10 protein-coding genes are annotated in these 12,496 nt (G+C 65.3%); 3 read left to right on the top strand and 7 right to left on the bottom strand.

Annotated features, from left to right (window positions below):
- Positions 1–65 precede the first annotated feature (65 nt).
- The 3 genes from xseA (at position 66) to leuA (ending at position 4,436) form a co-directional block, all read left to right on the top strand.
- On the top strand, positions 66–1,445 hold the full coding sequence (gene xseA, locus CAG31_RS26265; protein ID WP_085586654.1) for an exodeoxyribonuclease VII large subunit: 1,380 nt from the start codon (positions 66–68) through the stop codon (positions 1,443–1,445).
- A 3-nt stretch (positions 1,446–1,448) separates the two neighbouring features.
- Positions 1,449–2,270, top strand: coding sequence for a peptidoglycan DD-metalloendopeptidase family protein (locus CAG31_RS26260; RefSeq protein ID WP_085586653.1), 822 nt, complete (start codon positions 1,449–1,451; stop codon positions 2,268–2,270).
- Positions 2,271–2,756: 486 nt separating this feature from the next.
- The gene (leuA, locus tag CAG31_RS26250; protein ID WP_085586652.1) at positions 2,757–4,436 is read left to right on the top strand and encodes a 2-isopropylmalate synthase; all 1,680 of its coding nucleotides are present in this window, start codon (positions 2,757–2,759) and stop codon (positions 4,434–4,436) included.
- Positions 4,437–4,516: 80 nt separating this feature from the next.
- Here the strand turns inward: leuA and CAG31_RS26245 are convergent, their stop codons facing one another.
- From CAG31_RS26245 to ispG, 7 genes are all read right to left on the bottom strand, one after another.
- The gene (locus tag CAG31_RS26245; protein ID WP_085586669.1) at positions 4,517–5,308 is read right to left on the bottom strand and encodes an amidohydrolase; all 792 of its coding nucleotides are present in this window, start codon (positions 5,306–5,308) and stop codon (positions 4,517–4,519) included.
- The gene (locus CAG31_RS26240; protein ID WP_085586651.1) at positions 5,296–6,444 is read right to left on the bottom strand and encodes a pyridoxal phosphate-dependent aminotransferase; all 1,149 of its coding nucleotides are present in this window, start codon (positions 6,442–6,444) and stop codon (positions 5,296–5,298) included. Before CAG31_RS26240 ends, CAG31_RS26245 begins: the two co-directional genes overlap by 13 nt.
- A gap of 134 nt (positions 6,445–6,578) precedes the next feature.
- Positions 6,579–8,051: a ribosome biogenesis GTPase Der gene (gene der / locus CAG31_RS26235; protein WP_085586650.1), complete on the bottom strand. Its 1,473-nt coding sequence runs from the start codon at positions 8,049–8,051 to the stop codon at positions 6,579–6,581.
- A gap of 194 nt (positions 8,052–8,245) precedes the next feature.
- Positions 8,246–9,397, bottom strand: coding sequence for an outer membrane protein assembly factor BamB (bamB, locus tag CAG31_RS26230; RefSeq protein WP_085586649.1), 1,152 nt, complete (start codon positions 9,395–9,397; stop codon positions 8,246–8,248).
- Entirely contained in the window at positions 9,390–10,031 is a 642-nt protein-coding gene (locus CAG31_RS26225) for a tetratricopeptide repeat protein (RefSeq protein WP_085586648.1), read from the bottom strand. The genes bamB and CAG31_RS26225 overlap by 8 nt, the downstream gene beginning before the upstream one ends.
- Positions 10,032–10,072: 41 nt before the next feature.
- On the bottom strand, positions 10,073–11,362 hold the full coding sequence (gene hisS, locus CAG31_RS26220) for a histidine--tRNA ligase (RefSeq protein ID WP_085586647.1): 1,290 nt from the start codon (positions 11,360–11,362) through the stop codon (positions 10,073–10,075).
- Between the two features lie 22 nt (positions 11,363–11,384).
- The gene (gene ispG / locus CAG31_RS26215) at positions 11,385–12,494 is read right to left on the bottom strand and encodes a flavodoxin-dependent (E)-4-hydroxy-3-methylbut-2-enyl-diphosphate synthase (protein WP_007956680.1); all 1,110 of its coding nucleotides are present in this window, start codon (positions 12,492–12,494) and stop codon (positions 11,385–11,387) included.
- Positions 12,495–12,496: the final 2 nt, after the last annotated feature.

Here is a 12,496-nt window from a genome sequence, read left to right as displayed (position 1 = left end):
GCCCCCACAAGGGAATTGGGCGCGGTCATGGAGAATCGCCACCGAATGCCTTTACACTGCGCCCCATGATTAAAGATCCCTTTGCAAGGCTCGGCCTTGACCGCGAAGTCCTGACCGTCACCCAGCTCAACGGCCGCGCCCGCGTGCTGCTCGAAGACGTGTTCAGCAACATCTGGGTCGAAGGCGAAATCTCCAACCTGGCCCGGCCGGCGTCCGGCCACGTGTATTTCACCCTCAAGGACAGCGGCGCCCAGGTGCGCTGCGCGCTGTTCCGCCAGAACGCGGCGCGGGTGCGCCAGGCGCTGAAGGACGGCCTGGCGGTCAAGGTGCGCGGCAAGGTCTCGCTGTTCGAGGGCCGCGGCGACTATCAGCTGATCCTCGATACCGTGGAGCCGGCGGGCGACGGCGCCCTGCGCCTGGCCTTCGACGCGCTGAAGGAAAAGCTCAGCGCCGAAGGCCTGTTCAGCGCCGAACGCAAAGTGCCGCTGCCGGCGCACCCGCAGCGCATCGGCATCATCAGTTCGCCGACCGGCGCGGTGATCCGCGACATCATCAGCGTGTTCCGCCGCCGCGCGCCTCAAGTGCAACTGACGCTGGTCCCCACCGCCGTGCAGGGCCGCGAGGCCACCGCGCAGATCGTCCGCGCCCTGAAGCTGGCGGACGCCCGGGGCTTCGACGCGTTGATCCTGGCCCGGGGCGGCGGTTCGCTGGAAGACCTCTGGTGCTTCAACGAAGAAGCCGTGGCACGCGCCGTGGATGCCTGCGTGACGCCGATCGTCAGCGCCGTCGGCCATGAGACCGACGTGTCGATCAGCGACTTCGTGGCCGACGTGCGCGCGCCCACGCCCTCCGCCGCCGCCGAACTGCTCGCCCCGGATTCCGGGCACCTGATCCGCCAGGTCGAAAGCCTGCACCGGCGCCTGGTGATGCGCATGCGCGACCGGCTGATGCGCGACCGCTTGCGCCTGGAAGGCATGACCCGCCGCCTGCGCCATCCCGGCGAACGCCTGCGCCAGCAGGCCCAACGCCTGGACGACCTGGACATGCGCCTGCGCCGGGCCTTCGAGCGCCATTTGAACACCCGCCGCGAACGCCTGCTGCGCCTGGAGACTCGCCTCGCCGGACAACACCCGGGACGCCAGCTGGCCCTGCTGCGCCAGCGCCTGGACAGCCTCGCCGAACGCCTGCCCCGGGCCATGCGCGAAGGCCTGAAGAGCCGGCGCCAGCAGTTGCATAGCCAGATGCAGACCCTGCACGTGGTCAGCCCGCTGGCCACGCTCGGCCGGGGCTACAGCATCCTGCTGGACGAGCGCGGCAACGCGATCCGCAGCGCCGCGCAGACGCAGAACGGCCAACGCCTCAAGGCCAGGCTCGGCGAAGGCGAACTGCACGTGCGCGTCGAGGACAATCACCTGACGCCTGTCACCCTTTCTTTACTGGACTGATCCATGCCGCGCTTCCTCGCTCCGCTGCTGTTGCTGTGCCTGACCTTCAACGCCCACGCCGACAGCTACATCACAAGGCTTTTGAACAAACCGGTGCCGGGCGGCGTGGCGGTGATCGACCTGGGCAGCGCCGCCCAGGCGCCCAAAGCCACGTACCAGGGAAAACCGGTGCTGGTGGTCAAGGAACAGAACAACTGGCTGGCCATCGTCGGCGTACCGCTGACGGTCAAGCCGGGCGTGCAGCAGGTCAACAGCGCCGGCCGCAGCCTGAACTTCACGGTGGGCAGCAAGAAATACCCGGAACAGCACATCACCCTGAAGAACACCCAGCAGGTCAACCCGAACCCGGCCAACCTCAAACGCATCGAGGGCGAACTGGCCGAACAGATCAAGGCCTACCGCAGCTTCAGCCCGAACACGCCGAGCAACCTGCTGCTGGACAAACCCGTCAACGGTCCGCTGTCGAGCAAGTTCGGCGTGCGCCGCTTCTTCAACGGCGAAGAGCGCAACCCCCATGCGGGCCTGGATTTCGCGGTGCCGGCCGGCACCCCGATCAAGACCCCGGCGGCGGGCAAGGTGATCCTGATCGGCAATTACTTCTTTAACGGCAACACGGTGTTCGTCGACCATGGCCAGGGCTTCATCAGCATGTTCTGCCACATGTCGAAGATCGACGTGACCAACGGCCAGCAACTGGCCCGCGGGGCCGTCGTGGGCAAGGTCGGCGCCACCGGCCGGGCGACCGGGCCGCACATGCACTGGAACGTCAGCCTGAACGATGCGCGGGTGGATCCGGCGATCTTCATCGGCGCGTTCCAGCCCTGAGCCGGCGCTCGCAGCGACCGCCCTCATCGCCAGCAGGCTGGCTCCCACGGGAAATCCGTGCCATGGCACAGTCCCTTGTGGGTGCCAGCCTGCTGGCGATGGCGATCTGAACATCAGCGCAACACCCCGGAAAAACCGGCACTTTTCATCCCCACAAGCCCGTATCCGCCAATTGCGCCGACCCAAAACAGTGCGCAATCATTCAGAAATTCAGCGCCACCCAGCACAATAAAATCTCGCGAATCCCCGTTTTCCGAGTATTCCTCTCAATTTTTTCCGACTGCTTGCCATCCTCCCCCCTCGCGGTTAGGGTTGAGGACATGAAAACCTCTCACACCCTTATTCAGCTTCGCCAGCACCGCAGCCTGTGCCTCGTCAGCGCACGACTGCCGGGCTGAATCGCTGCGCCTCGTCTCTGCTTCTCTCCGAACATTCGTTCCACCGGCAGGCCGCCTCTTTTCGGCCCAGACAATAAGGAATTTCCCGATGAGCATGCTCAAAGACCCGTCTTCGAAATACCGCGCATTTCCCGTGATCAACCTGCCGGACCGCACCTGGCCGTCGAAGACCATCGACGCCGCGCCGATCTGGTGCAGCTCCGACCTGCGTGACGGCAACCAGTCGCTGATCGAACCGATGGACTCGGCGAAAAAGCTGCGCTTCTGGAAAACCCTCGTGCAAGTGGGCGTGAAGGAAATCGAGGCCTCGTTCCCGGCCGCCTCGCAGACCGACTTCGACTTCGTGCGCACCCTGATCGAAGACGGCCACATCCCGGACGACACCACCATCCAGGTGCTCACCCAGGGCCGCGAAGACCTGATCGAGCGCACCTTCGAGTCCCTGCGCGGGGCGAAGAAAGCCATCGTTCACCTGTACAACGCCACCTCGCCGTCGTTCCGCCGCATCGTGTTCAACCAGGACAAGGACGGCATCAAGGCCATCGCGGTCAACGCCGCCAAGCTGTTCGTCAAGTACGCCGCGCAGCAGCCGGAAACCGAGTGGACGTTCGAGTACTCGCCGGAAACCTTCAGCGCCACCGAGCTTGAGTTCGCCAAGGAAGTCTGCGACGCGGTGATCGAGGTCTGGAACCCGACGCCTGAGCGCAAGATGATCCTCAACCTGCCGGCCACCGTCGAGTGCGCGACCCCGAACGTGTACGCCGACCAGATCGAGTGGTTCGGCCGTCACATCAACCGCCGTGACAGCGTGATCATCAGCCTGCACACCCACAATGACCGCGGCACCGGCGTGGCCGCCACCGAGCTGGGCCTGATGGCCGGCGCCGACCGCGTTGAAGGCTGCCTGTTCGGCAACGGCGAGCGCACCGGCAACGTCGACCTCGTCACCGTGGCCCTGAACATGTACACCCAGGGCGTCGACCCTGAGCTGGACTTCTCCGACATCGACGGCGTGCGCAAGGTCGTCGAGGAGTGCAACCAGATCCAGGTGCACCCGCGTCACCCGTACGTCGGCGACCTGGTGCACACCGCGTTCTCCGGCTCCCACCAGGACGCGATCCGCAAGGGCTTCGCCCAGCAGAAATCCGACGCCCTGTGGGAAGTGCCGTACCTGCCGATCGACCCGGCCGACATCGGCCGCAGCTACGAGGCGGTGATCCGCGTCAACAGCCAGTCGGGCAAGGGCGGCATCGCCTACCTGCTGGAGCAGGAATACGGCATCAGCCTGCCGCGCCGCATGCAGATCGAGTTCAGCCAGGTCGTGCAGCGCGAGACCGACCGCCTGGGCCTGGAGATGACCGCCCAGCAGATCCACGCGCTGCTCCACACCGAGTACCTGCAGGCCAACACCCCGTACGCGCTGGTCAGCCATCGCCTGCAGGAAGAGAACGGCCACAGCGCCGTCGAAGTGGAAGTGGCGAGCAAGGGCCAGGGCGAGACCAACCTGCACTGGCGCGGCAAGGGCAACGGCGCGCTCGAAGCGCTGGTGGCCGGCCTGCCGATTCCGGTGGAGATCATGGACTACAACGAACACGCCATCGGCGCGGGCACCAACGCCAAGGCAGCGGCCTACATCGAGCTGCGGGTGAACGGCGAACGTGCGGTGCACGGCGTGGGCATCGATGAAAACATCACCACCGCCAGCTTCAAGGCCCTGTTCAGCGCGCTGAACCGCTCCCTGAGCCAGCCGGAAGCGAAAGCCGCATAACCGGCCGCCGCCATGCAAAAGGCCCCAGGGTGTGAGCCCTGGGGCCTTTCTTTTTGCCGGATGGTTTTACGTTGGCCGCCTCACGTGAACTCGAACGTGTCCGCATCCAGGTTCGCCGGGAAGCGCTCACGGTAGGCGGACAGCGGCGCCGCCTCCAGCACGACCCGGAACACGCCGTCCGCCTCCCCCGCCGCCAGCAGGGTTTCGCCCTGGAAGTCCAGCACCTGGCTGTCGCCGGTGTAGGCGAAACCCTTGCCGTCGGTGCCGATGCGGTTGACCGCCGCTACGTAGCACAGGTTCTCGATGGCCCGCGCCGGCAGCAAACGGTTCCAGTGTTGCCGGCGGGCACCCGGCCAGTTGGCGGTGTACAGCAGCAGGTCGGTGTCCTGGGCGTCACGGCTCCACACCGGGAAACGCAGGTCGTAGCAAATCAGCGGGCGCACGCGCCAGCCCTTGAGCTCGAACTGCACCTGCCGCTCGCCCGGCGTGTAGTGGTTGTGCTCGCCGGCCATGCGGAACAGATGGCGCTTGTCGTAATGCAGCACCTCCCCGTCCGGCCGCGCCCACAGCAAGCGGTTGCGGTGGCTGCCGTCGGCGGCCTGGATGATCACGCTGCCGGTGACCACGGCCTCCAGCTTCGCCGCCTGGGCCCGCAGCCATTTGCTGGTCGGACCGTTCTCGGCTTCGGCCAGCGTCTCGGACGCCATGGAGAACCCGGTGGTGAACATCTCCGGCAGGATCACCAGGTCAGCCCCACGGGCCTGCTCCAGCAGCACCTCGAAATGCTCCAGGTTAGCCTGCCGGTCGTGCCAGGCCAGGCTGGTCTGGATCAACGCCACATCAAGATTCGGCAACGCACTCAGATCACGCATAGTTTTGCCGCTGCTTCGCGCAGCGTCTCCTCGCGTTTGGCGAAGCACAGGCGCACCAGGCGCTGGCCTTGCGGTGGATGCTGGCAGAACACCGACACCGGGATGCTGGCCACGCCATGCTCGCGGGTCATCCACATCGCCATCTCGACGTCGTTCAGGTCGGGACGGATCTGCGAGTAGTCGACCAGTTGGAAATAGGTGCCGGCCACCCGGGTGAACCGGAACCGCGAAGGCGCCAGCAGATCGCAGAACAGGTCGCGCTTGGCCTGGTAGAACGCCGGCAGTTCTTCGACGTGCTCAGGGTGCGCGGCCATGTAGTCGGCCAAGGCGTACTGCAAAGGCGTGACCCCGCAGAAGCTGACGTACTGGTGCACCTTGCGCAGCTCGGCGCTCAGGGCCGGCGGCGCCACGACGTAGCCGGTCTTCCAGCCGGTGACGTGATAGGTCTTGCCGAAGGAGCTGACCACGAACGCACGCTGATACAGCTCTTCGTGGGCCAGCACGCTGACATGGGCCACGCCGTCGTACACCAGGTGCTCGTAGACTTCGTCGCTGATCACATAGATGTCGCGGTCGCGGATCAGTTCGGCCAACCGGTCGAGCTCGGCGCGGCTGATCAGGGCTCCGCTGGGGTTGTGCGGGGTGTTGAGGATGATCATCCGCGTGCGCGGGCCGATGGCGGCGCTGAGCCGGTCGAAATCGATGGCGAAATCGTCCAGGGCGAGCTGCACGTGCACGCAACGGCCGCCGGCCAGCTCCACCGCCGGCTCGTAGCTGTCGTAGGCCGGGTCGAACACGATGACTTCATCGCCGCTGCGGATGACCGCCTGGATGGCGCAGAAGATCGCCTGGGTCGCGCCGGGGGTGACCGTCACTTCGTTGTCGGCATCCACGCTGGCGCCGTAGCTGCGGGCGATCTTCGCCGCGATCTGCTGGCGCAGCGCCGGCAGGCCGGTCATCGGCGAATACTGGTTATGGCCGCTGGCGATGTGCCGCCCGACGGCATCGCGCAGCGCCTCGGGGCCGTCGAAATCGGGAAAACCCTGGGACAGGTTGATCGCTCCGGTCTGCGCCGCGAGCTGAGACATCTGCGTGAAGATGGTGATGCCGACATTCGGCAGCTTGCTGGTGATCATCAAGGTTCCCTGCTCTGCACCCGGCTCTGACGTCGGCGCGGGAGTGCCCGAGGATAGCCCATCCGCCGCCCATGAAAAAGGGCGCCAAACGGCGCCCTTCCCGGAACTCCCCAAGGGGAGCCGCAAGCCTTGGATCAGCGCTTGTCGCGGCGCTTCTTCTCGGCTTTCTTGTGGTGCGACATCAAGCGACGCTTCTTGTTGACCTGGCGGTCGGTCAGCGTGTTCTTGTTGCCTTCGTACGGGTTCTCGCCGCCCTTGAACTCGATGCGGATCGGCGTACCGACCAGCTTCAGCACACGGCGGTAGGTGTTCTCCAGGTAGCGCACGTACGACTTCGGCACTTTCTCGATCTGGTTGCCGTGGATCACGATCAGCGGCGGGTTCGCACCGCCCAGGTGGGCATAGCGCAGCTTGATCCGGCGACCGTTGACCATTGGCGGCTGGTGCTCGCTGACCGCGTCTTCGAGGATCTGGGTCAGGCGGCTGGTCGGCCAGCGGGTGACCGCCGACTTGAACGAGTTCTGCACCGAACCGTAGAGGTTGCCCACGCCGGTGCCGTGCAGCGCCGAGATGAAGTGGATGTCGGCGAAGTCGACGAAGAACAGCCGGCGTTCCAGCTCGGTCTTCACGTAGTCACGCTCGCCCGGGGTCATGCCGTCCCACTTGTTGAGCGCGATCACCATCGCACGGCCCGCCTCGAGGGCGAAGCCCAGCAGGTTGAGGTCGTGGTCGACCACGCCTTCGCGGGCGTCCATCACGAAGATCACCACGTTGGCGTCCTTGATCGCCTGCAGGGTCTTCACCACGGAGAACTTCTCGACTTCCTCGTGGATCTTGCCGCGCTTGCGCACACCGGCAGTGTCGATCAGCGTGTACTTCTCTTCATTGCGCTCGAAGGGAATGTAGATGCTGTCGCGGGTGGTGCCGGGCTGGTCGTAGACGATCACGCGCTCTTCGCCGAGCATGCGGTTGACCAGGGTCGACTTGCCGACGTTCGGGCGACCGATGATGGCGATCTTGATGCCGTCCTTCTCGCTCGGGCCAGGAATGCGCTTGGCTTCCTCGCCTTCGGCGACCTCTTCGTCCTCTTCGCCTTCCTGCGGCTCGTCATCATCCTTGGGGAAGTCGCCCAGGGCGATCTCCAGCAGCTGGGTGATGCCGCGGCCGTGGGCACCGGCAATCGGGATGGCGTCGCCCATGCCCATCGGGGCGAATTCGGCGCGGGCCATTTCCGGGTCGATGTTGTCGACCTTGTTGGCGACCACGAAGGAACGCTTGTTACGCTTGCGCAGGTGCTCGGCGATCATCTGGTCGGCGGCGGTGAAGCCGGCCTTGGCGTCCACCAGGAACAGGACGACATCCGCTTCTTCGATGGCCAGCAGCGACTGCTCGGCCATCTTTTCGTCCATGCCGTACTCGTCACCGGAGATGCCGCCGGTGTCGATCAGAATGTAGGAGCGCCCTTGCCACTTGGCCTCACCGTACTGGCGATCACGGGTCAGACCGGACAGGTCGCCGACGATGGCGTCGCGGGTCCGGGTCAGGCGGTTGAACAAGGTGGACTTGCCGACGTTCGGTCGGCCCACCAGGGCGATTACGGGAACCATGCGGCTCTCCACTGCGTTATTTCAGAAAATACAAAAGCCGCTGCGTGGCAGCGGCTGGTGCTCGGGGCTGCTCTGCGGGGGACTGTCGGCGAAGAAACGCACCGCAAAAGCGGCACGCGTCATCGTTGACGCCCATCGCGGGCAAGCCCGCTCCCACAGGTGAAGCCGCTTGGGGAACTCCCCAAGCATAGTTGTTACTTGATGGTCAGGGCTTCCAGTTTGCCGCTGTTGCCATACACGTAGATCGTATCGCCCACCACCAGCGGACGTGCGCGCAGGCCGTCGCTGTCGATGCGCTCACGGCCGACGAAACGGCCGTCCACCTGGCTCAGCAGGTGCAGGTAACCTTCCAGGTCACCGACCGCCACGTAGCTGGAGAACACTTCCGGGGCCGACAGTTGACGGCGGGCCAGCGAGTCGTTGCTCCACAGCGCGGTGGTGGAACGCTCGTCGACGCCTTCGACGGTGCCCGAGGACAGGCTCACGTAGACGCTGCCGAAGCCTTGGGCAAGGCCCGCGTAGCTCGACGCGTCGCGCTGCCACAGCTGACGGCCGCTCTCCAGGTCCAGCGCTGCGACGCGGCCCTGGTAGCTGGCGACGTACAGGGTGCCGCCGGACAGCAGCAGGCCGCCGTCGATGTCGACCACACGCTCCAGTTCGGAACGGCCCTGCGGGATCGCGATGCGCTGCTCCCACACCGGCACGCCGTTGGAGATATCCACCGCGACCACCTTGCCGGTCGACAGGCCAGCCACCGCCAGGCGGTTGGTGACGATCGGCGCGCTGGTGCCGCGCAGGGTCAGCACGGCCGGGGTGCTGTCATACACCCAGCGCTGGTTGCCGGTGGACGCGTCCAGGCCGATCAGACGGTCGTCCTGGGTCTGCACCACCACCACGTCGCCGTTGTTGGCCGGCGGCGCGAGGACTTCGCTGTTGACCCGTGAACGCCACTTCTCTTCGCCGTTGATGGCGTCGAGCGCGACGACTTCACCACGCAGCGTGCCGATCAGCACCAGGCCGTAACCCACGCCCACGGCGCCGGACACCGGCAGCTCAAGGTCCTTTTTCCACTTCACGTCGCCGTTGCTGCGGTCCAGGCCCATCACGATGCCGGTCACGTCGGCGGCGTAGATGCTGTCGCCGTCGATCGCCGGCACCAGCATGTTGTAGGTTTCGCCCTGACCGTCACCGATCGAGCGGCTCCACTGCTTGTGCAGAACCACTTCCTCTTTGAAGTCGGTCAGTTCGGCCGGTGGCAGTTCCTTTTTGCTGTTGCTGCTGCAACCCGCGGCCAGAATGGCCAGAGCCAGCACTGCTGCATGCTTCCAACCGATCACGTCACGCATCCCCTTTGGCCAGGTCGTCCAGCTTGATTTGAAGGCCACCGACCGCTGCCTCGTCCGACAGCGCCGCCTTGGCCTTTTGATACGCCGCGTTCGCTTCGTCGGTACGGCCCAGCTGCACCAGCAGGTCGCCCTTGAGTTCTTCGCGGGTGGCGAGGAACGCCTTGTCGGCGTCGCCTTCGAGCAGCTTCAGGGCTTCGTCGGCCTTGTTCTGCGCACCCAGCACCTGCGCCATGCGCTGACGGGCGATTTCGCCCAGCGCCGGGTTGGCCGGCTTGTCGATGATGGCCTTGAGCTCGGTCGCCGCGTCGTCCAGCTTGCCGCTGTCGACGGCCACCTTGGCCACGAACAGGCTGCCGTACTGCGCATAGGCGCTGCCGCCGAATTCGCTGTTGAGCTTGCCGGCCAGATCCGTGACGCGGGCGGCGTCAGGCTTGCCGTCAGGGGTCAGCGTGGTTTCCAGCAATTGCTGATAGAGCACCGAAGCGCCTTGCGCCTGGTTGCTCTGGTACTTGTGAAAAGCCTGCCAGCCGAACACGATGACCAGCGCCAACAGGCCGCCGGTGACCAGAGGTTTGCCGTTGCGTGCCCACCAGTCCTTCAAATCCGCCAACTGTTCGTCTTCGGTACTCGACACCCCAATACTCCTTTGATCGCTAATTCGGCTGTTTGACAGCTTCAACCCTGCACGACGCAGGTGGCCAGGTGCGCAGCGAGCGCGTCCCAGCCGATGTTTTGTTGTTCGCCCTGGCCACGCAGGGGTTTGACGCCGACGGTGCGCTGGGCCATTTCGTCGTCGCCGAGGATCAGCGCGAACAGCGCGCCGCTCTTGTCGGCCTTCTTGAACTGGCTCTTGAAGCTGCCGGCGCCGGCGTTGACCTGCAGACGCAGGTTCGGCAGCGCGTCACGCACGCGCTCGGCCAGGGCCAGACCGGCCAGTTCGGCCTCTTCGCCGAAGGCGCAGAGGTAGACGTCCACCTGGCGGGAAATCTCTTCCGGGATCTGCTCCAGGGTTTCCAGCAGCAGCACCAGACGCTCGATGCCCATGGCGAAACCGACGCCTGCGGTCGGCTTGCCGCCCATCTGCTCGACCAGGCCGTCGTAACGGCCGCCCGCGCACACGGTGCCCTGGGCGCCCAGCTTGTCGGTGACCCACTCGAACACGGTCTTGCTGTAGTAGTCGAGACCGCGGACCAGCTTCGGATTGAGCACGTACGGAATGCCGACGGCATCCAGACGGGCCTTCAGGCCTTCGAAGTGCGCGCGGGACTCGTCGTCCAGGTAGTCCGCCATCTTCGGCGCACCGACCAGCACGGCCTGGGTGTCGGCGTTCTTGGTGTCGAGCACGCGCAGCGGGTTGGTCTTGAGGCGGCGCTGGCTGTCTTCGTCCAGTTTGTCGTGGTGCGCCGAGAGGTACTCGACCAGCGCATCGCGGTAACGGGCGCGGGACTCGCTGGTGCCCAGGCTGTTGAGCTCAAGCTTGACCGCATCGCGGATGCCCAGCTCGCCCCACAGGCGCCAGGTCAGCACGATCAGTTCGGCGTCGATGTCCGGGCCGTCGAGGTTGAACACTTCCAGGCCGATCTGGTGGAACTGGCGGTAACGGCCTTTCTGCGGACGCTCGTGACGGAACATCGGGCCGATGTACCACAGCTTCTGCACCTGGCCGCCCCCGGTGATGCCGTGCTCGAGCACAGCGCGCACGCAGGCGGCGGTGCCTTCCGGACGCAGGGTCAGGGAGTCGCCGTTACGGTCCTCGAAGGTGTACATCTCTTTTTCGACGATGTCGGTCACTTCGCCGATCGAGCGTTTGAACAGCTCGGTGAACTCGACGATCGGCATGCGGATCTGGCGGTAGCCGTAGTTGTCCAGCAGACGCGAAACGGTGCCTTCGAAATAGCGCCATACCGGGGTCTGCTCGGGCAGGATGTCGTTCATGCCACGGATGGCTTGCAGAGACTTGCTCACAAAGATTCCTTAATTCGTTCGATCAGCCGCGCGCGATGACCGCTGCGTCGGCTTCGACCTTCTCGGCCGCCTTCTCGCGGATCAGCTTTTCCAGTTCGTCCACCAGATTGTCGTTCGTCAGTTTCTGCGACGGCTTGCCGTCGATGTAAATCAGGTTGGGCGTGCCGCCGGTCAAGCCGATATGGGCTTCCTTGGCTTCGCCGGGGCCGTTGACCACGCAGCCGATCACCGCGACATCCAGCGGCACCAGCAGGTCTTCGAGGCGCCCTTCCAGCTCGTTCATGGTCTTGACCACGTCGAAGTTCTGCCGCGAGCAGCTCGGGCAGGCGATGAAGTTGATGCCTCGGGAACGCAAATGCAAGGACTTGAGGATGTCGTAACCGACTTTCACTTCCTCGACCGGGTCGGCCGCCAGCGAGATGCGGATGGTATCGCCGATCCCTTCGGCGAGCAGCATACCGAGGCCCACGGCGGATTTCACCGTGCCCGAGCGCAATCCACCGGCTTCGGTGATGCCCAGGTGCAGCGGCTGGACGATTTCCTTGGCCAGCAGGCGGTAGGCTTCGACGGCCATGAACACGTCGGAGGCCTTCACGCTGACCTTGAAGTCCTGGAAGTTCAGGCGCTCGAGGTGCTCGACGTGGCGCAGGGCGGATTCGACCAGCGCGGCCGGGGTCGGCTCGCCGTACTTCTTCTGCAGGTCCTTTTCCAGGGAGCCGGCGTTGACGCCGATGCGGATCGGGATGCCGCGGTCGCGGGCCGCGTCGACCACCGCACGCACGCGGTCTTCGCGACCGATGTTGCCCGGGTTGATCCGCAGGCAATCGACGCCCAGCTCGGCCACTCGCAGCGCGATCTTGTAGTCGAAGTGGATGTCCGCCACCAGCGGCACCTTGACCAGTTGCTTGATCTTGCCGAACGCCTCGGCGGCGTCCATGTCCGGCACCGACACCCGCACGATGTCGACGCCGGCGGCTTCCAGACGGTTGATCTGGGCGACGGTGGCGGCGACGTCATTGGTGTCGCTGTTGGTCATGCTCTGCACAGCGATGGGCGCATCGCCGCCCACCGGCACGTTGCCGACCCAGATCTTGCGCGATTCGCGCCGTTTGATTGGAGATTCGCCGTGCATGA

The sequence above is a fragment of the Pseudomonas sp. R25(2017) genome (genome assembly GCF_002112565.1).
GTDB lineage: Bacteria > Pseudomonadota > Gammaproteobacteria > Pseudomonadales > Pseudomonadaceae > Aquipseudomonas > Aquipseudomonas ekonensis.
Note: the sequence above shows the minus strand (reverse complement) of the source record. Positions and strands in the feature narration are given on the sequence as shown.